The 19,256-nt window shown below is 45.9% G+C and carries 19 protein-coding genes and 1 pseudogene; 2 read left to right on the top strand and 18 right to left on the bottom strand.

From position 1 onward, the window contains the following. Window positions 1-144: 144 nt before the first annotated feature. The 17 genes and pseudogenes from V7R88_RS12765 to V7R88_RS12850 all read right to left on the bottom strand — a co-directional run bounded on the left by V7R88_RS12765 (window position 145) and on the right by V7R88_RS12850 (window position 15,135). Window positions 145-495, bottom strand: a complete 351-nt coding sequence (locus tag V7R88_RS12765) for an AzlD domain-containing protein (protein WP_003639819.1) — start codon at window positions 493-495, stop codon at window positions 145-147. A gap of 20 nt (window positions 496-515) precedes the next feature. After that, entirely contained in the window at window positions 516-1,301 is a 786-nt protein-coding gene (locus tag V7R88_RS12770) for an AzlC family ABC transporter permease (RefSeq protein WP_054399721.1), read from the bottom strand. Window positions 1,302-1,437: 136 nt separating this feature from the next. Continuing rightward, entirely contained in the window at window positions 1,438-1,935 is a 498-nt protein-coding gene (locus tag V7R88_RS12775) for a GNAT family N-acetyltransferase (RefSeq protein ID WP_054399604.1), read from the bottom strand. A gap of 285 nt (window positions 1,936-2,220) precedes the next feature. Beyond that, window positions 2,221-3,555 (bottom strand): D-alanyl-D-alanine carboxypeptidase family protein, encoded by a 1,335-nt coding sequence (locus V7R88_RS12780; RefSeq protein WP_054399606.1) that lies wholly within the window; start codon window positions 3,553-3,555, stop codon window positions 2,221-2,223. Between the two features lie 63 nt (window positions 3,556-3,618). Further along, the gene (locus V7R88_RS12785; protein WP_054399608.1) at window positions 3,619-4,779 is read right to left on the bottom strand and encodes a sensor histidine kinase; all 1,161 of its coding nucleotides are present in this window, start codon (window positions 4,777-4,779) and stop codon (window positions 3,619-3,621) included. Between the two features lie 16 nt (window positions 4,780-4,795). Next, the gene (locus V7R88_RS12790; RefSeq protein ID WP_054399610.1) at window positions 4,796-5,485 is read right to left on the bottom strand and encodes a response regulator transcription factor; all 690 of its coding nucleotides are present in this window, start codon (window positions 5,483-5,485) and stop codon (window positions 4,796-4,798) included. Window positions 5,486-5,575: 90 nt separating this feature from the next. Next, window positions 5,576-6,264, bottom strand: a pseudogene (locus V7R88_RS12800) (YoaK family protein). A gap of 109 nt (window positions 6,265-6,373) precedes the next feature. After that, window positions 6,374-6,601 carry a hypothetical protein gene (locus V7R88_RS12805; RefSeq protein WP_054399612.1) on the bottom strand — a complete coding sequence of 76 codons (228 nt, stop codon included), beginning with the start codon at window positions 6,599-6,601 and terminating at the stop codon, window positions 6,374-6,376. Window positions 6,602-6,724: 123 nt separating this feature from the next. After that, window positions 6,725-7,876 (bottom strand): IMP dehydrogenase, encoded by a 1,152-nt coding sequence (guaB, locus tag V7R88_RS12810; protein WP_054399614.1) that lies wholly within the window; start codon window positions 7,874-7,876, stop codon window positions 6,725-6,727. A gap of 285 nt (window positions 7,877-8,161) precedes the next feature. Further along, window positions 8,162-8,887 (bottom strand): DUF1129 domain-containing protein, encoded by a 726-nt coding sequence (locus V7R88_RS12815; protein WP_054399616.1) that lies wholly within the window; start codon window positions 8,885-8,887, stop codon window positions 8,162-8,164. 21 nt (window positions 8,888-8,908) lie between these two features. Further along, on the bottom strand, window positions 8,909-10,009 hold the full coding sequence (gene ychF / locus V7R88_RS12820) for a redox-regulated ATPase YchF (protein WP_003642429.1): 1,101 nt from the start codon (window positions 10,007-10,009) through the stop codon (window positions 8,909-8,911). Between the two features lie 30 nt (window positions 10,010-10,039). Then, window positions 10,040-10,231 (bottom strand): DUF951 domain-containing protein, encoded by a 192-nt coding sequence (locus V7R88_RS12825; protein WP_003639829.1) that lies wholly within the window; start codon window positions 10,229-10,231, stop codon window positions 10,040-10,042. A gap of 24 nt (window positions 10,232-10,255) precedes the next feature. Next, window positions 10,256-11,146 carry a ParB/RepB/Spo0J family partition protein gene (locus V7R88_RS12830; RefSeq protein ID WP_057717027.1) on the bottom strand — a complete coding sequence of 297 codons (891 nt, stop codon included), beginning with the start codon at window positions 11,144-11,146 and terminating at the stop codon, window positions 10,256-10,258. Beyond that, window positions 11,136-11,903 carry a ParA family protein gene (locus V7R88_RS12835; RefSeq protein ID WP_003642431.1) on the bottom strand — a complete coding sequence of 256 codons (768 nt, stop codon included), beginning with the start codon at window positions 11,901-11,903 and terminating at the stop codon, window positions 11,136-11,138. The genes V7R88_RS12830 and V7R88_RS12835 overlap by 11 nt, the downstream gene beginning before the upstream one ends. 2 nt (window positions 11,904-11,905) lie before the next feature. Then, window positions 11,906-12,757, bottom strand: a complete 852-nt coding sequence (gene noc / locus V7R88_RS12840) for a nucleoid occlusion protein (protein ID WP_338816267.1) — start codon at window positions 12,755-12,757, stop codon at window positions 11,906-11,908. Window positions 12,758-12,774: 17 nt separating this feature from the next. Continuing rightward, entirely contained in the window at window positions 12,775-13,509 is a 735-nt protein-coding gene (rsmG, locus tag V7R88_RS12845) for a 16S rRNA (guanine(527)-N(7))-methyltransferase RsmG (RefSeq protein ID WP_054399622.1), read from the bottom strand. A 342-nt stretch (window positions 13,510-13,851) separates the two neighbouring features. Next, window positions 13,852-15,135, bottom strand: coding sequence for a NupC/NupG family nucleoside CNT transporter (locus tag V7R88_RS12850; protein WP_054399624.1), 1,284 nt, complete (start codon window positions 15,133-15,135; stop codon window positions 13,852-13,854). Window positions 15,136-15,869: 734 nt separating this feature from the next. Here V7R88_RS12850 and V7R88_RS12855 point away from each other — a divergent pair. Continuing rightward, on the top strand, window positions 15,870-16,703 hold the full coding sequence (locus tag V7R88_RS12855) for an alpha/beta hydrolase (protein ID WP_057717025.1): 834 nt from the start codon (window positions 15,870-15,872) through the stop codon (window positions 16,701-16,703). A gap of 208 nt (window positions 16,704-16,911) precedes the next feature. On the opposite strand, the gene V7R88_RS12860 is transcribed toward V7R88_RS12855, so the two are convergent. After that, entirely contained in the window at window positions 16,912-17,808 is an 897-nt protein-coding gene (locus V7R88_RS12860; protein ID WP_003643448.1) for a LysR family transcriptional regulator, read from the bottom strand. A gap of 140 nt (window positions 17,809-17,948) precedes the next feature. Between V7R88_RS12860 and V7R88_RS12865 the strand changes: the two genes are divergently transcribed. Then, a complete protein-coding gene (locus V7R88_RS12865; protein ID WP_054399628.1) occupies window positions 17,949-19,175 on the top strand; it encodes a PLP-dependent aminotransferase family protein in 1,227 nt (408 codons plus the stop codon). The last annotated feature ends 81 nt before the right edge of the window (window positions 19,176-19,256 follow it).

Genomic DNA, 19,256 nt, shown 5'->3' on the forward strand with positions numbered 1-19,256 from the left:
TCTGAGTCCTCCTTGTAAGTAAGTTGTGGTGACTATATTTTACAAGGACTCAGGCTGTGAGTCTTCTTTTTGATCATTTGTTGCACTTCAATTGTAAATTCGTCCGTAATAAAAAAGAACCGGGTCACCCAGTTCCAACAAAATCTAAATATGAATTAGTAACACAAAAACCATGACAGAGACTAGACCAATCACCACTGATAAAGTCATTGAACGCGTGCGATAAGCCACAAATCCAACGAGAATAGCAGAAATAATCATCCCCAGATTGCCAGAAGTGATCACTGCGTACTTACTATCGATAAAGACGCTTTTTACAACTAACGCCGTGAATAGTGAGACGGGTACGAATCGCATCCATTCATTAAACCATTCTGGGATCTTCCGCTTCGTAAAGAACAGTAGCGGGAAAAAACGTGGTATGAAAGCCACACACGCACAAAAAATGACCAACCAAAAATGGTCCATACTACTCATTGAGCTGACTGATTGCATAAGAAAAACCCCTCTGTGCCCTACTTGTCAGATTCTTCCATGGCTGTTTGGCCAGTAGGATCGTGAACCTTATAGAGTAAATGACTTTCTGGCTTATGTGCCAACAAGTAACGTTCAATAAAGTAACCGGTCAACGACGCGAGTAGTGTTGATACCACTAATCCCAGCGTACTCTTCATTAAGACCAAGAAACCAATCGTTAGAACGCCAGACAAAATTGCCACTAAGATAATCAAACGGCTCTTAGTTTGCATAATTGCCATATAAATGAATAGTGCCGTCAGCGCAAAATCCACCACTTGGAGATTAATCGTCAGTGCACTACCAATCAAGCTACCAATAATATTACTTACCGTCCAAAACAACAACGAATAGTGTTCGACCATCAAGGCTTGCGATGGTTTCCAATGCTTATCCGTTGCGAACTTTAAGTAGTTGACCGCGTAATTTTCATCATTCATCGAAAATGCAAACGTAAAAATGAACGGTAACGATTGTCCCTTTAGATAGCGCGATAAGCTGGAACCTAATAAGGCGTACCGTAACTCCAAGAAAAACATCATCAAAATAATGGTTGTCATCGGTGCATTAATTGTCAGCATCGATGCAATTAAAAATTGGGCGCCACCGGAAAAGACCATTACCGAAATTAACGCCGTCAGTAGATGGTTGAACCCGGCCGCATGCAATAAAACCCCACAAGCTAACCCAATGGGAATATAGCTAAGCCCAAGTGGCATTACTGTTCGTAAGACCACTAACCAATTTGGCTCGTTCTTTTTCACCAAGAATGCCTCCAGTACCATACCAGTAAAGAATTCTAGCAACAACAGCGAACGTCAAATTACTTAGACACTCGGACTTAATTTTAACATGTTTTTTATTGCAATCCTACACCTTGTTAAGTTTTTAACTGTATGTAAGCGGCATCATAGCTATTTTTTATTTGAAATGTTGCCCCAGAATCACTAAGTCATTCGGCCGGCCGCCTAATTCAGCGACTTCTGGCAGAAACCCCCACTGTTCGTACCCAAACTTTTTGAACAGTTTAATACTTGGCAGATTGCTCGAAAACACATACGCCACGATCGCAGTCAATCCCAGCACAGGTAACTTTTTTGGAATCATCGTCATTACCTGACTCCCAACGCCTTGTCCTTGAATACTTCGATCCAAGTACATTGAAATCTCCGCCGTCTTCGCATAGGCCGCCCGACCGTAGAATGGCGATAAACTGACCCAGCCAATCACCAAATCGTCCTTGACCACCACCCACATCGGGTAATGCTCAGACGTATGGCTCAAAAACCAGTTTCGCCGCTGATCAACAGTCACCGGCTTGAGATCAGCCGTCACTTGATGGCTCGGAATCGTTTGGTTATAAATATCCACAATAATTGGCAGGTCTGACATGGTTGCCGTTCGTAATAATACACTCATAGGTGACTTTCACTCCATTCAACTTAACTACTGCTATCAGTCTTTATTATACATTTAATCGTGGATCATGCTAACAAATTCGACATAAATCGCACCGCCATTTATGCTTAGCGTACGCATTCAAGTACCAAAGAAAAGCCTGTCTTTCCAACAAAAAATCCTCTTTGAGTGGGTAAGCCAGTAATCAGGGCTCATCTACTCAAAGAGGACAATATCTTTAAAAAGTATCTCGTAGCGTTTACTAAGCTAATGCACTCACAGAATCCAATACACTAACCGCTATATTTAGTTGAACCAGCTCTTAACCCCACGCCACATCCGTACAAAGATATTCGCTTTGTCGATGGACTTCTTAGGCGTTACATTGACGGTCATGTTCTTGCTGGTCGTACCGTCAACTACCTTGATTGCTTTCTTGCTTAGGTTCAAGTTAACAGTACCGACTGTCTTACCGTTCTTAACGGGTGCTTGTAATTTGCCATCGGTTGTTGCCGACTTCTTCAAGCTGACCTTACCAGTTACGGCACTAGCATCCGTCCCGGTTGGCAAGTAAATCTTGGTTGCACCACTATTGGAAACGAGTTGCGACGTTAAGGACTTCCCATCTTGGACGTCAACGGCTTTCACGCCATTGATCTTGCCATTCTTGTTGATTGTGGTAGTCGTGTAGTTGTGGTAAACATATGACATGATTTCAGCCGTTTGAGTGAAACGTTCCGTCCCACTATCGTTAGCGGCGCCAGCATGCATGACGACCGTAATGATCCGGTTACCATTGCTAAACTTAACGGTCCCAGTGAAGGCATTCCCAGCCTTAGTGGAAGTCCCGGTCTTTAAGCCATCCACTGGCAGGGCAGAGTAATGTTTAACCAACCCTTTGAGCATATAGTTCCGGTTATCCATCTTAGTTGCTGAACTAGTGCCTTTTTCAAACCAAGCATGCGCAATGCTAGAAGTCTTTAGTACTTCGGGATAATCTGATAATAACTTTTGTGCCACGGTAGCGACGTCTTGCGCTGACATTTCATTTTCAGCACTGGACGCAACGTTACTATAACCGATCGTACTCCCAACTTCTTTGTTGGTTAACCCACTGGCGTTAATAATGGTGGCATCCGTGATTCCCCATGATTTAGCCGTTTTCCGCATCAAACTAACAAATTTATGTGGGCTCCCGGCAACCGCGTCACCTAAGGCTGTGATAGCGGCGTTAGCAGAATAGATTTCAGTCGCATTATATAATTGTCGCACTGAGTACGTCTTCGTGGATAGTAATGGCACGTTCGCGTATTCCGTGTTCTGACTCATCTTAGCGACTGCCTTGCTGACGCTGATCTTTTGATTCCAAGATAACTTGCCTTCATGAATCGCCTTAAGCACTAAATATGTACTTAACATCTTCGTCATTGATGCGATTGCCATTGGCTTACTGCTGTTCTTATCATACAGGATCTGGCCCGTCGACGCGTCAACCGCAATGGCGGCCTTCGCAGAAATCGATGGTGTGCTGGCTGCTTGGGCCTGGAGGTCAGCCCCCGCAATGCCTAAACCAGCCGTAGTAAATGTGACCGCCGCAACAAGGGCGATCATAACTTTCTTTAACTTTCCCGCAAATCTCATTTCTCAATTATCCCTTTCCTGAATGCTAGTTTTAGTTTAAATAATTATGACTGTGGAAACAAGTTAATTTATCATATTCGATTGTTTTTTTGTTAATGGGTGGTCATGTTTTACTGGCAAATGAATAACGAAGCTCGTTTGCTCGTCGTCACTCTGCGCATAAATGTAGCCACCGTGGTGTTCGACAATACTTTGCGCGATAGCTAATCCCAGGCCAGAGCCCCCGGTCGCTTTGGAACGTGATTCTTCGACCCGGTAAAAACGTTCAAATAATCGACCTAAAGATTCAGCCGGAATCCGCTGACCGTCATTAGTCACGTGGATGACGACCTCCTCACCCCGCTGCTCAGCTTGTAAGACAACATTCTTCGCGCCCGTCCCGTACTTGAATGCATTGGTAATCAAGTTGCTGAAGACCCGGCCCAACTTTTCCGCATCAGCCTCGATGTAAATCGGTTGCGTGCCGCTCTCAACTTCAATCTTCAGGTGCTTTTTATTCGCTTCCAATTCAAAGCTGGCTGCTAACTGTTCCAACATCGCCGTCAGGTTCAATCGATTGATAGCCAGGGGCGTCTCAGTTTGGCGTGACTTAGTATACTCGAAGAGGTCTTCAACCAACGACTTCATCTGTGTCGCCTTCAAATAAGCAATGTGTGCGTACTTGACTAGGTCTTCTTCCGATTGGTACTGTTTATTCTCAATCAGGCCCAGATACCCGATGATCGACGTCAACGGCGTCCGAATATCATGACTCACATTGGTAATCAAGGCATCCTTAGACCGTTCGATTTCCCGTTCTTCATCCATCGAATGAATCGCCGAATCCACCAGCGCGTTGACACTCTCGACGACCCGCTGTGTGTCACCAGTCAAATTAAAGTCGATTCGATGATCAAAGTGGCCGGCCGCAATATAATGCAACTCGCTGATAATATGCCGTAATTGCATCTGTTTGTAACGCCGAATCAGTCGCCAATACAACACGAACCCGTCCGCAATCAGCATCAACCCGATAAACAGATTTTCATAGCTCCAGAGCTGATAATTGTTGGGGCCAATGGTGATTGACCGCTTGATTTGAAAAATCCCACTCTGCAGCCCCGGATTATGCGCGATCGTACTATTAATCAGCACCACGATCGACAAGTTTAAAAGGAGTAGCAAAATTACCGTTACTACCCCTTCAAAAAACAATTCACTTTTTTCGCGTCCCGTTAATTTCAAAAGCTAACCCTCACTCTTAACGCGATTCGATCTTATAACCAACGCCCCAAACGGTCTGAATGACTTTCTCACCATCCGTGGCTTCTTCGATCTTATCCCGCAAATGACTCACGTGTACCATGACGGTCTTAGCTGAAACGATACTTTCTTGCTGCCAGACGCGTTCAAAAATATCATCGGCAGAAAAGACCCGGTTCGGATGACTCGCCAGCAAATATAAAATTCCGAATTCTAACGCGGTTAATTGAATAGCCTTACCAGTCAACGTCTTAACTTCGTGTGAATCCTTGTTGATCGTTAACGGACCGATGTCCAGAATGTCAGGCTCGGTGGTCGTCACGTTATTTTCAGAACGGCGCAGTAATGATTTGACCCGCGCCATGATTTCAAGTGGGTTGAACGGCTTGGTCACATAATCATCAGCCCCCGTGATTAGGCCCTGAATCTTGTCCATATCACCCGTCTTGGCGGATAAGACTAGAATTGGGAGTTGGGAATCCTTCCGTACTTCTTTGATAACTTCAATCCCATCCATTTCAGGCATCATGATATCCAAAATCATTAACGCAATATCTGGATTCGTATTTAATTTAGTCAAGGCTTCGCGGCCATTATAGGCACTAATTGGTTCATAGCCTTCGTTTTTAATATAAATTTCTAATAGTTGTGCAATTTCTTTGTCGTCATCGACTACTAAAATTTTCATTTTATTTTTCTCCTTAAATAATTCTATTTTTATTTTACCAAAAAAACGACCGGGCTTGGCGGTTAACGGTTGATTTTAGAGAAAACGCAACTATTCCCCGTCATTGGTGGCGCGCTGCACTAATAGCCAGGTATAATAGCCACCTACTAAAATCACCAACCCCGCTGCGACCCAAATCGTCCGTAACGTCCACCACCGTTGCAGGATGGCGGAAACAATGGCCCCCGCAGCAAAGCTCAACACTAATTCCCAATATACGAGGCCAGTGGCCAATTCCGTACGCGCGCCGGTCAACCAATAGTTTGTCAGCGCAATCGTTGCCTTTTTGAGATTGCCGGTAGAGAACACGTTATTATAGCCGTGACCAGCGATTGCCTAAAAGCAGTCGTCTGCATCGCCATCACGAACGCGAGCGGCGGGACCACCATCGCATTACTGACAGTCGCTGGTAACATACCGACCATCAAGCAAACGACGAGTTCCGCTATCAAAATTGGCAACCGCCAATAATGCGAGCGGGCTCCCAATCGATGTTCGAGTAGCCCAACTAGCGTGACACCAATAATAAAGAAAATGACCGTTACCAACTTAGTCACGACGCCTGGCAAATCGCGACGGGCCACATCAACACTTAGAAAGATCAGATTGCCCGTCTGGCCAGCCGCTAACACTCCGCCTCGCTGCATGAACGTGTATGCGTCAATAAAGCCCCCAATGAACGTCAGTCCTAGCCCAATTTCGCGCAATTGAAACAAATGGCGTGACTGAAAACGGCGCATCTACTCACCCACTTTTGCATCATTAATAAGTCCATCATAGCGCATCCACCGCTGTTGGCCTAATAAAAACGCGTATCCGGCTCTGAATCGGCTCGGATACGCGTTCTAGTTAAGCGTTCGGATTAAATTGTTTCATGGCAGCTTGTAACTCAGCCAACTTATCGGGCTGGACCATGGCTAAGAATTGTGGGATCACTTGTTGCAGTTCAGCGGTTGAAAATGTTCCGGCCGCCTGTTGCTCAAAACAACGATTCAATAGAGCTTCAGCCTCACTTTGCTTAGCCGGTAACACCCGGGCCATCAAGAAATCATGAAACTGTTTCTGACCAGCATCCATTCATCAAACTTCCCTTCGTCCAAGATGCCCATAGCCTACCATACGGCCACCGGGCTGCCTAGTAATCGGACTTATAAAATAAGGTATGCTAACCTGCTGTCAGCATACCTTATGTGTATTTATTTAGCCGTTAACTGAGTAGTTAGGCGCATTCTTAGTAATTTGGATTTCATGTGGATGTGATTCCCGCAGGCCCGCACCAGAGATTTCGACGAACTGGGCGTTTTCAATCAAGGCATCAATGTCCTTAGCACCAACGTAACCCATCCCGGAACGTAAGCCACCTAACATCTGGAAGATAATATCATTAACGCTACCCTTGAATGGCACGCGTCCTTCAACACCTTCTGGCACTAACTTGTTGGCTTCGTTGACGCCACCTTGGAAGTACCGGTCAGAAGAACCGTGGGCTTGTGACATTGCCCCAACGGAGCCCATACCGCGATAGAACTTGTACTGACGGCCATCATCAAAGACAACCTCACCAGGAGCTTCAGTCGTCCCGGCTAACATACTACCAAGCATTACGGCGTTACCACCAGCAGCGAGGGCCTTAACGATATCACCGGAATACTTGATCCCGCCATCAGCAATGATAGCTTTGCCGTATTCGCGAGCAACGCTGGCAGAATCATAAACCGCTGTTAATTGTGGCACCCCGACACCAGCGACAATCCGGGTCGTACAGATTGAACCAGGGCCAATCCCCACTTTAACAACATCAACACCAGCTTCAAATAAAGCACGCGTGCCTTCTGCCGTCGCAACGTTACCAGCAATCAATGTCTGCTTAGGGAAGTGGGCCCGAATTTCCTTGATCTTCCGAAGCACACCAGCGGAATGACCATGAGCCGTATCAATAACGATGGCGTCCGCACCAGCGGCAAATAGGGCTTCAGCCCGGTCAAAGGTATCACTAGTGACCCCAACAGCCGCAACGGCCAACAAGTGATTGTTGGCATCAACGGCAGCGTGTGGGTGATCATCATCCTTAACGACCGCTTTGATCTTCTTAACTTCTTCAGCCTGCGCTTCAATGCTTAAGTTCTTATGGATAACAGCTAAGCCACCTTGGTTGGCCATCGCGATTCCCATTGCGGATTCTGAAACAGTATCCATTCCCGCACTAATAATTGGAATATTCAGCTGTAAATTATCGGCAAGTTTAACACCTAAATTGACTTCATTCGGTAAAACATGACTTTCGGCCGGAATTAATAGTACATCATCGAACGTATAACCCTTTTTTCCAAACTTTGTATCCCAATTAGACATTGAACGTTAGCTCCTTATGTTTTTATTTTTATCTGTAAAGGTAACAAAACATCGCGATAAATGCAAGGGGTTGCGCAGATTTTCAGAAAGTTCTTATTTTAAGCCTGTAACGCCCAACCGAATGTTCCAGGTTGGGCCGAGCGTACTTCACACACAACTTTCATTCAGTCATTACATCCGTATCATCAGTTTAAAAGCTAACCAGATGAAGCACAAGCAATGACCACTCGCAATCGACAAAAAGACAAGCCAATGCACGCCATCAGCTTGTCTTTCAATCCGAGCCTAAAACATGCTCGTCGTAATATTAAAGCGCCGCTTCAACCACATCCGGGCGAAGAAGACGACGACGGCAATGATCAAGTACGCGATTCCTGGTAAGACCGGGTTCAATGGGCCTTGAATCATTGACATGGTTGTAAAGACTAGCATCCAAATGATGATAGCCAGTACTGACCACGCGATTTTCTTCCATAACGAAACTTTCTTGCCATCCTTAGCAGGCATTAAGTATTCGAATAACTTAGCAACGCCCAAACCACCAATGGCGGACGTAATCAGAATAGCGGTGATCCCGTTGGCACCAGCTGAATTCTTAGTAGCGTTCGTGCCGATGAAGCCCATGATCCCGTACATTAAGCAGAAGATCATGAATAGCATCAAGCCATTATCCAGCGCCGTGACCCAATAGTTCGCCTTTTGACGTTCTACCGGTGTCTTTTTTGGATTCACAATCTCTTCGGTCCGTTCTTGAACGGTCCCGTATAATTGACGAGCCGTGGTTCCCCGACCTTGTTCCGCTAACAATGTAGACGTCATTTCATTCAGAACTGCCGTCTTTTTCTCACCACTCAACGCTGTGGCGTCAAGGGACTTGCGCATCTGACGCATATATTCAGCATTGCGCTTCGTCAACTCAGTCGCTTCGTGAACTGGCCGTTCTGCGGCTTGGGCCTGCTTGGCCCCGGCCGCGGCGTTCCTAGGTGTCTTTGAAGTTTCGCTCTCACTCACTATACAATTGCTCCTTTCAGCTTAAACGTTGAAGCGGAATTCGACGATGTCACCATCTTGCATGACATAGTCCTTACCTTCCAAACGCAACTTACCATTTTCCTTGACCTTTGCTTCTGAACCGGCTTCATCCAAAGCATCGTAGGACATCACTTCAGCCCGAATAAATCCACGTTCAAAATCAGAGTGAATAATTCCCGCTGCTTGAGGGGCCTTAGTACCGCGTTTAAACGTCCAAGCCCGGGTTTCCTTACCACCAGCCGTGAAGAAGGTTTCCAGTCCTAATAGCTTGTAAGAAGCCCGAATCAGCTTATTCAAACCAGGTTCCTCAACGCCTTCAGCTGCTAAGAAGTCAGCCTTGTCATCATCATCCAATTCGGCGATTTCTTCTTCAGTTTCAGCAGCAACACCGATGGCTTGGGCCCCTTCTTGCTTCGCATAGTCCGCAACTACTTGGAAATACTTGGAGTTTTCTGGATCAGCCATGTCATCTTCGGCAATATTGGCCACGTACAGCACTGGCTTAGACGTTAATAAGAATAAGCCCTTGACGATTTGTTGGTCATCTTCGTTAAATTCTAGTGAACGCACGGGTTTGCCAGCTTCCAAGGCAGGCTTGATCTTTTGTAAAACGGCAAGTTCAGCCTTAGCTTCCTTGTCACTCCCCTTAGCAGCTCGTTGCACTTTAGCCAAGCGCTTATCAACGGCTTCCAAGTCTGCCAAACTCAATTCTAGGTTGATGGTTTCAATATCATCTTGTGGGTCGACTTTACCCGTCACATGGGTGATATTATCATCGTCAAAGGCCCGGACCACGTGCACGATGGCATCAACTTGGCGGATGTTTTCAAGGAACTTGTTACCAAGTCCTTCACCCTTACTAGCACCCTTGACGATCCCGGCGATATCCGTAAATTCAAAAGTCGTCGGTACGACCTTCTTTGCGGGGATAATTTCTTGAATTCGGTCTAGTCGTTTGTCGGGAACTTCAACCATCCCAACGTTGGGGTCAATCGTCGCAAATGGATAGTTGGCCATTTCGGCGCCCGCCTTCGTAATTGCGTTAAACAATGTGGATTTACCAACGTTTGGTAACCCAACGATACCTGCTGTAAGTGCCATATCGGTTATTCACTCTTCCTTTTTAAATAATTAAGCTTGATCGGCTTTGCTTTCTAATACTTTTTTGAGTTTTTTATTGAACTCACGACGCGGCATCATGACCACGTGACCACATCCCGTACATTTAATCTTAATGTCAGCGCCCATCCGGGTAATTTCCCAGCGATTGACACCACACGGATGCGCCTTTTTCATCTCGACAATATCACCTAAATCATACATGCGCAACGCCCCTTTATAAATTAATTAATTTAAATCAATACTGAGGATTTCTAAAATCCGGGTCAAATCTTCATTCGACAAGTACGGGATTTCAATCTTTCCTTGATTAGCTTTGTTCGCCTTAGTTTGAATCGAAACGGCCGTCCCGAACTTCTCTTGTAACTGTTCCTCACTCGCTCGGATATACGGTGACTTCTTGGGTGCGACTTTTTTAGCCGGTTCCTTCGTCTCGCCGTTATAACGCGCCACGATTTGTTCCAACTGCCGAACCGTCATGCTGTCCTTCACCACACGCTTCGCTAACGGTGCTAGCTTAGACTTATCCTTCAAAGACAAGAGCGTTCGAGCTTGACCCATGGACAGTTGGCCCTTTTGAATATACTGCTTGACCCCGTCTGGTAAGCCCAATAACCGCAAATAATTAGCAATATATGGTCGACTCTTACCGAGGCGCTTAGAAACTTCCGCCTGCGTCAACTTCAGCTTCTTCATCAATGAGTCGTAGGCCGCTGCTTCTTCAAGCGGAGTTAAATCTTCCCGTTGTAGATTTTCAAGCACCGCTACTTCCATCATTTGTTCTTCGGTAACATCACGGACAATGGCAGGAATGGTCGTTTGATGAGCGAGCTTCGACGCCCGAAAACGGCGTTCACCAGCAATGATTTCATATTTATTCAGCTCGGCATCCGGTTGACGGACAATGATTGGCTGGAAAACACCAGACTTTTCAATCGAGCTAGCAAGTTCCTTAAGCGCCGTCTGATCAAAAGTCCGTCGTGGTTGGTACGGATTGGCATGAATGTCCTTAAGATCTAGATCAACCACGGCCTCTTCACTAGCTGATTCGTTAACATCAGCAAACAGGGCTCCAATACCACGCCCCAGCGCCTTATTATCTTTATCTTTACTTGCCATGAGCGGCCAACACTTCCTTTGCTAGAGCTAAGTAGACTTGTGCACCTTTCGAGCGAGCGTCGTAATCGACAATCGATAGGCCGTGACTAGGTGCTTCAGATAACCGCACGTTACGGGGAATGATCGTCTTATAGACGGCATCCTTAAAGTATTTCCGGACCTCTTCGTTGACCTGGGCCCCGAGATTGGTACGGGCATCGTACATAGTCAAAAGCACGCCTTCAATTCGCAACTGTTTATTAAAATGTTTTTGTACGAGCTTGATCGTATTCAATAGCTGACTTAGTCCTTCCAAGGCATAGTATTCGCTTTGAACCGGAATCAAAATCGAATCACATGCCGTAAACGCATTAATGGTCAGCAAGCCCAACGATGGTGGACAATCAATCAAAATATAATCATAATCATCCTTCACGTCATCGATGGCATCACGCAGCCGAGTCTCCCGCGCCATCATTGGTGTCAATTCGATCTCGGCCCCGGAAAGTTGAATCGTGGCCGGAACGATATCTAGCCCCTTATGACTCGTTGGGATAATCGTTTCTTTAATGGGAACGTCATTGATTAAAACGTCATAGATTTCACGCTCGATGGTCGACTTTTGAACACCTAAACCACTGGTCGCGTTCCCTTGCGCATCCGTGTCAATTAATAAAACTTTTTGGCCTAATTCGACCAGGCTAGCCCCGAGATTAATACTCGTGGTTGTCTTGCCAACGCCACCTTTTTGGTTAGCGAGTGCAATTACGGTTCCCATAATTATTGATCACCCCTTGGTTGATTTTTTGGAATTTCAATCGTAATCCGATACCCGTCATCCGTGTTCTCTTCATGGGTCTTTACGGGTAACCCAGCATCAGTTACCATCTTAATTGATTTTTTGATCGTATTCACAGCAATTCGCGTATCACCGGTCAAGCCCCGTGCACGTTTGCGTTTGGGCTTCGGCGGCGTCTGAATCTTCGCCACGAGTTGTTCCGTTTCTTTGACCGTCAATTGATCAGCAAGCACCCATTTCAAAACCGCCGCCTGTTGATCAACAGCAAGGTTGAGTAATGCGCGACCGTGCCGTTCGCTGATCTGGCGTTGTAGTAACGCCGTCTGAACGGGCGGTGCTAACTTTAACAGTCGCAACTTATTCGCAACTAACGACTGACTCTTGCCTAATTCTTTCGCCAACGCCGATTGCGTCAACTGGTTGAGTTCCATCAGTTCCTGATAAGCCCGAGCCTCTTCGATGGCCGTCAAGTCTTGCCGTTGTAAATTCTCAATCAGCGCCATTGACGCGGTTTCACCATCATCCATCTTTTGAATGATGGCTGGCACGTCCGCCCAGTGCAGTGAAGATATGGCGCGAAACCGCCGTTCACCAGCGATGATTTCGTATTTTTGCGGTTCATACTCCCGCAAGACAATTGGTTGCAATAAGCCGTGATCCGCAATCGTCGTCGCTAATTCAGCAATACCAGCTTCATCGAAGACTTGCCGGGGTTGGAACCGGTTGGGGATAATGGCAGTGACCGGAATACGGACGATCTGTTGGTCCGTGGGGGTCGTGGCCGCCTCGGCTTTATGTTTATCACGATTAGAACCAAATAATGAAAATGCCATTGAAATTACCTCCCACCTTACATTGGCGCCGTTAACGGCTGTTTTGCTGGTGTCCCCGGCTTGCGTGGATACCGCTTCGGTGACGGCTTCTCCTTATCAATAACAATGATATGGCGTGGATCAGCGGTCACTGGCAAACTGAAAGCCTCATCCTGAACGATCTGGCCACCTAATTGTTGAACGGCGTATGTTCCCTCGGCCGTCTCCGTACGGGCATTGGCTGCTTTCAACGCAATCATCTGGCCACCGACTTTAACGAGTGGCAGGCAGAGTTCGCTCAATACTGATAAGCGCGCCACTGCGCGGGCCGTTACGACGTCATAGCTTTCCCGGTGAGCAGATTTCTTCCCGGCAAACGTTTCGGCGCGATCATGGAACGTTTGCACGCCCGTTAAACCTAATTGTTGTACCAGGTCATTCAAGAAATTGATCCGCTTATTCAATGAATCAACGATTGTCACCTGTAATTGCGGAAAGACAATTTTGAGTGGAATCGACGGGAAGCCGGCTCCAGCACCAACATCACAAATCGTGAGTGGTTGATCACGCAACGCAGGCACGTAGAATGCTGGCGTGAGTGAATCGTAAAAATGTTTGAGATAAACTTCCGGTTCCGCCGTAATCGTGGTCAGGTTAAACTGCTTATTAGTCGTGACCAATAGCTGAAAATACAGCGCAAATTGTGCCAATTGTTGATCGGTCAGCGCAATCTCATGTTGGGCTAACGCTTGCTTAAATTCTTCTGGATTCATTAGTAATAGCTCTCCTTAAAGGGGTCACATTCGTCCTCTTTTTGTGAAACAACTCAATGTTTCACGTCACCTCATAACTTTAACGTAAATAGCACTTAAAATCAATGCACAACCCCGCCGTCAAAATCGCAATAACCCTTGAAAAGTCTGCTTTTGCAGCTATCATTGATTGCTATTCTAGTTTGCAATTTTTCTAGTCGAATTCATGAACGGCCTTGAATATTTTGCCATTAAAAATATCCTCAGACTCACCGACGCCTCAATTATGCGTTAATAAAAAAAGAGGCCAGCTAAAAAGGCTGACACTCTTAGGTTTAATTCAAGATTCAATTATATCGTCGACTACCAAACGAACAGCCCAACGACACCGGCTGATAATAAGGAGACGAGGATCCCAGATAATAGCATGTAACCAACGTTCCGTGAGATCAAATCGTTCTTTTCACGGTCAACGATTCCCTTGAAGGCCCCGATAATCATCCCAATCGTTGAGAAGTTCGCGAAGGACGTTAAGAAGACCGTTAAGACTGCCCGGAAATGCGGCGCAAAATCGTTTACTTTGCTGGAAACTTCACCCATGACAACGAATTCGTTTGTGACTAATTTCGTCCCCATATATGAAGCCATCTGGAAAGCATCACTCGGGTTAAAGCCAAGTAACCATGCAAATGGGAACATGATAACCCCAAAGATGTTTTCAAGGGATAAGTTACTATTGATCAAGCCTAATAACTTATCAATTAATTTGGCTAACGCCACGAAAGCAATAACGTTAGCGGCAATAATCAAGATCAAGCGACCAGCGCCTAAGATTGAATCGCCTAAGAAAGAGAAGAATGGTTCGCGGGCTGGTTTAGCTTCCTTAACTTGTTCGTTAGCTAATTCTTCAGAACCGCTCGTTTCAGTGGTGGCAGTAGTTTCTTCAACAGCCGCACTACCAGAGATTTTCGCAATGGTATCTTCTTCCGGCTTAACATCGACCGGATTCAAGATTGCCGCCACAATGGCCGCGTTCAAGACGTTCATTGGCACCGCCGTCAAAATGAATTGACCAGGCATCATCTTAATGTAAGCCCCTAAAATTGATGCGGTCACACAACTCATTGACATCATCGCAATCGTCAAGTTTCGTTGCGCCTTCATCTGCTTCAATTGTAACTGCGAAACAGCGAGGGCTTCCGTGTTACCTAAGAACATCATTTCAACAACGAAGAATGATTCGAACTTTGGTTGACCAGTAATGTAAGCTAAGCCCCGGCCAACCCATTTGATAATCCATGGTAATACGCCAATATAGGTTAAAATATCGAATAATGGCACAATCAACAAGATTGGTAATAATGAACTAGTGACGAAGTCCATCGACTTAACGTTGACCCAACTAGCTAACGCAAAGGCGATCCCATCGTATGACACATTGACGAGCCAAGTGAAGCCATCCGCCGCCGCTTTGACCGCGTCGACACCGACTTGTGAACCCGTTAAGAACCATGCCAATAAGACTTCTAGTACTAACATGACACCAACTGAACGCCAGTTAATGGCGTGCTTTTGCTTGGAGAATAAGTAGGCAATGGCAATAAAAACCACAATCCCAATAATATTAACTACCAAGTTAAAGACCATGTGAATAATCCCTCTTCCCTATGAATGTAAGAAATATGACAAAACTACTTCTATTAATTTACCATTTAATACGCGCTTGCGGTAGCACTTTTTAAAGAAAAGCTTAAGTTCTTAATTAGGCCGTACCAATTTATTGAAAGGCCCCGTCCAGATAGTGCTGGTAACCGTGGGAAATTTAATTATACTTGCCCGATTTCATTCTAAATTTTAGTGATTCTGCCAATCAAGAGTTAAAGATTTAGGCCCATCGTGATTAACCATTAACTTATTGTGACTAGAATTAATTTATTAACTTTCCAGACTAATTTCACTCCCAGAATCGGCGCCTAACTGCGATAATGCAAAAAAAGGCGCCCGACTAATCCGTCGATGCACCTCATTCAACTGAAAATTCAGTTATTAAGTACCCCGCAACTGCGGGGTGCCCCTGCCAAGGAGTTCTATTATACCGCGTTTAGTCCGTTTGCGAACTAATTAGTTGACCTGACCACTAAATGGGGCTAAACTACGGACAATTAATGAAAGGGGGTGATGCTTTTTGAGTACCATATGTAATCTTAAAGCATCAGTCTCCGCCCTATTCGGAGCACATGACTGATACCTTTAAGGAGTCCCGACCAAATATACTTGGTCGGGACTTTTGCTGTTTAAAAGTGTATAAACAGTTGCAAGTTGACCGTGACTAGCTTACATTAAAAGTGCAGTTTATTTGGAGATATGGAGTAACGGGAAATATGAAAGCAACGACAAAACAAGTATTGACAGGTGCCGCCTGGCTCGCAATTTTGCTGGCAATGATTGGCGGTATCATGCTATGGCAACATCAAGTTCATAAAGCGAAACCGGTCACCAACGTAACCGTAACTTCGACGGAACGCATTCCGATGGTACTCTTATTAGATAACCGCTTAACTCACAACCAGGTCCAACAGTTAACGACCAACATTCAAAACAGTAGTGCCACCCAAACACTGGTCACCGCCAAAATAACTGCGACGGGAGCCGTGACATTCAAGGGACAATTGCTCAACAGTGACAACCGACCCTACATACAAGTACAACTACCCCAAAATGTTAGTTCCACCCTGCAAACGCAATTATTAAAGCAACTCTTGACCGCTGCTCAGCAGCAATTCAAATTTCGCCAGTTTAACCTTGTCAGTTATGGTCGTGGCGGCATCATTGCCACTAACTATGTCGCACACACGACAACCAGTTTATCCCCACAACACCTTGTGCTGATGGCCACCCCATTTAACGGCACCAGCCGCAAAAATAATAGTCGGCGCAAAACGACACCAGTTGCCACCAAGTCACAAACGACTACACTAGCGAAAATGATTGCGCAACGCCATACCATCGATACCAAGATACAAGTGTTGATTATTGCCGGCAAAGCCATCAAGGCTGACCAACCCTTACCACTTCAAAGTGCCCTGGCCGGTCAATCTATCTTCAAGCCAGTAGTGAAAGTCTATCGACAAAAGGTGTTGCGCTCATGGCCAACCCAATCTGGCTTACTCAACAACCACCAAATTGGCAATACGATTCAAACATTTATAAACTGATTTCACTAGCTCAATCGACCTCGCCGTCATTTTTGCTCGGCGTGCTTATCTAAAAACATCGATAGCCACCTTTCCTGACCACCAACCTGGTCTACTGGAAAAGCGGCTATTTTTAGCTCTCATGGCACAATCTAGTCGTCGGACACCTTTCGTTAATAGCAGCCAGCTGAAGTCCAGGCTTGCGACACCAATGCGCGGTCTAAACTTGCTACTGCCACAACATCTGATCCGGATACTCCTTGGTCAAAAACTGCTTAATAGCCCGGATCATGATAGCCGTCGAAGGTGCAGTCGCCTGCGTTTTGTTGGCAACCAAGGCAATTTCACGATTGTAGGGTTCGGCAAAGGAGAACGTGTTGACATCACCAGTTAGCTTCCGTAGTGCTAGTTGGGGCAAAATGCCCATGCCTAAGCCGGATTCTACCATTGAAATAATGGATTGGTCATCAATCGAGAAACGCAAAAAGTTATTCGTAACGTGGTAGTGATCCAGCGCTAGCTTGGTGTCCCGGTCATAATCGCTTTGTTGTAGAATAAAGTTCTTATCCGCAACATCATCAGTCGTGATGAATTCCCCGTTTTCTGGGATAAAATCAGCGGGCGTCACGCAATAGATTGGATCATTGATCAGCGAGTGCACCAGCAAGTTCTCATTGACTGGCATCGACGTAAACCCAATATCGATGGTCCCAATCTTAGCCCAGTTGGTTATTTCATTAAAATTACCTTGCATGACTGAAATCTTAATATCAGGATATTTATGATTAAATTCGCGAATAATTCGGGGCAACCAGTTGATACAAACACTACTGAAACCGCCGATTCGTACCGATCCAGAGTGTAATCCTTGAATGTTATCGGCGACTTGTCGCAAGTTACTTTCCGTGTTCAGGATTTCTTGAACATAGGGTAAAACCTGCCGCCCATCACTAGTAAGTTCAACGCCTGAACGGTTACGAATGAATAGCGGAAACCCCAGTTCCTTTTCTAACTGATTGATCGAATGGCTCACGGCACTTGGCGTAACGTTAAGCGTAGCAGCCGCTTGGTAGAATGTGTGTTGCGCAACGACCGTTGAAAAGACCTCATATGCGAAGTTTGCCATAATGAGTTACCTCCCTTAAGTGAATTTATTTCACTTATTATTGAAAAAGTTGAGTTTTACTAATTACAAGCTTTATTTTATCATATTGATAATCAAAGAAAACAGTTTAAGTGCAAAAAACTGAGTGGGGGAAATTTATTATGAAAAAATTATTTGCAAATCGCGTGTTAAACAATGACACTTCCGACCTCGATGAAGTCTTCAAGAATAGTGCAAACCCGGAAAACATTTCCTTCGCTGGCGGTTTTCCAGATCAGCACTTATTCCCTGACAACGACTTAAAGCAAGCTTATCGTGATGCTATCGAACACGATGGTCAAGGCATCTTCCAGTACTCATCAACTCAAGGACTACCAGCATTACGCCAAAAAATTTCGGATCGAATGGCAACTCACGCTGACGTTCAGGTTAGTGCCGACAATGTCATGATGACCCAAGGTGGCCAGCAAGCCATCGACCTCGTGGCAAAGCTCATGTTGAACCATGGAGATGCTATGGTCGTCGAAGGTCCGACTTACATGGGGGCTTTAGCCGCCTTCGACACTTACGAACCGACTTACTACGAAATTCCGGTTGATGATAATGGGATGAACATTCGTCAACTTCGCAAAACCTTGAAGGCGCATCCTGAAATCAAATTAATTTATACGATTCCTGACTTCCACAATCCAACGGGTACGACGATGAGCGCCAAGCGTCGTCAAGCGCTCGTTGCCCTTGCCAATCAGTACGACGTCATCATTTTGGAAGACAGCCCATACCGGGACCTCCGTTACAGTGGCCAAAGCATTCCAGCCATCAAGCACTATGATACTGAGGGCCGCGTCATCTTCATCTCAAGTTTCTCGAAGATTCTTTCCCCAGCATTACGAACGGGCTGGATTGTCGCTGACGACATGATCATGCACGAATTGGTCGGACTTAAATCCGCAATCGATGTTCAATCACCTAACGTCACACTTGCTGCAATCAACAGCTACCTGGATCAGCACGACATCGACGACCACGTTGCTACCATCAGCGCTTCATACCGGGTTAAACGTGACGCCATGCTAGCCGCACTCGATCAATACTTCCCACAGGATGTCCACTACACCCGTCCCAACGGGGGGTTCTTCATCTGGGTGACCCTGCCAGAAGGGATTGATGCAAAAGCTTTGCTCAATGACGTGGTTTTACCACAAGCACACGTTGCTTACGTGCCGTCCGCTTGCCAATTCGCAAGTCGCAAGGTCAAGAATGGGTTCCGGTTGAACTTCACCAGCCTGGATGTCGAGACCATTACGCTAGGGATCGAACGCCTCGGCCACATCTTACAACCAGCGCCAGTAATCGTTCCGGCCACCTCATTTGCAACCCAATTCTAACTTGACCCACTCAGCATGCGACTAATCGGAGTAATTACGATTAGTCGCATTTTTTGATGGCCGCCGCCCGCGGTAGTGAGT

The sequence above is a fragment of the Lactiplantibacillus argentoratensis genome (assembly GCF_037290055.1).
Taxonomy (GTDB): Bacteria; Bacillota; Bacilli; order Lactobacillales; family Lactobacillaceae; genus Lactiplantibacillus; species Lactiplantibacillus plantarum.

Bases quoted from the DNA above. Each gene is read 5' to 3' on its own strand.
- V7R88_RS12765 (WP_003639819.1), bottom strand. From the start codon at position 495: ATGCAATCAGTCAGCTCAATGAGTAGTATGGACCATTTTTGGTTGGTC.
- V7R88_RS12835 (WP_003642431.1), bottom strand. From the start codon at position 11,903: ATGGGAACCGTAATTGCACTCGCTAACCAAAAAGGTGGCGTTGGCAAG.
- V7R88_RS12830 (WP_057717027.1), bottom strand. From the start codon at position 11,146: ATGGCAAGTAAAGATAAAGATAATAAGGCGCTGGGGCGTGGTATTGGA.
- V7R88_RS12780 (WP_054399606.1), bottom strand. From the start codon at position 3,555: ATGAGATTTGCGGGAAAGTTAAAGAAAGTTATGATCGCCCTTGTTGCG.
- V7R88_RS12865 (WP_054399628.1), top strand. From the start codon at position 17,949: ATGAAAAAATTATTTGCAAATCGCGTGTTAAACAATGACACTTCCGAC.
- V7R88_RS12850 (WP_054399624.1), bottom strand. From the start codon at position 15,135: ATGGTCTTTAACTTGGTAGTTAATATTATTGGGATTGTGGTTTTTATT.
- V7R88_RS12860 (WP_003643448.1), bottom strand. From the start codon at position 17,808: ATGGCAAACTTCGCATATGAGGTCTTTTCAACGGTCGTTGCGCAACAC.
- noc (WP_338816267.1), bottom strand. From the start codon at position 12,757: ATGGCATTTTCATTATTTGGTTCTAATCGTGATAAACATAAAGCCGAG.
- V7R88_RS12825 (WP_003639829.1), bottom strand. From the start codon at position 10,231: ATGTATGATTTAGGTGATATTGTCGAGATGAAAAAGGCGCATCCGTGT.
- V7R88_RS12775 (WP_054399604.1), bottom strand. From the start codon at position 1,935: ATGAGTGTATTATTACGAACGGCAACCATGTCAGACCTGCCAATTATT.
- V7R88_RS12855 (WP_057717025.1), top strand. From the start codon at position 15,870: ATGAAAGCAACGACAAAACAAGTATTGACAGGTGCCGCCTGGCTCGCA.
- ychF (WP_003642429.1), bottom strand. From the start codon at position 10,009: ATGGCACTTACAGCAGGTATCGTTGGGTTACCAAACGTTGGTAAATCC.
- V7R88_RS12770 (WP_054399721.1), bottom strand. From the start codon at position 1,301: ATGGTACTGGAGGCATTCTTGGTGAAAAAGAACGAGCCAAATTGGTTA.
- rsmG (WP_054399622.1), bottom strand. From the start codon at position 13,509: ATGAATCCAGAAGAATTTAAGCAAGCGTTAGCCCAACATGAGATTGCG.
- V7R88_RS12805 (WP_054399612.1), bottom strand. From the start codon at position 6,601: ATGGATGCTGGTCAGAAACAGTTTCATGATTTCTTGATGGCCCGGGTG.
- V7R88_RS12790 (WP_054399610.1), bottom strand. From the start codon at position 5,485: ATGAAAATTTTAGTAGTCGATGACGACAAAGAAATTGCACAACTATTA.
- guaB (WP_054399614.1), bottom strand. From the start codon at position 7,876: ATGTCTAATTGGGATACAAAGTTTGGAAAAAAGGGTTATACGTTCGAT.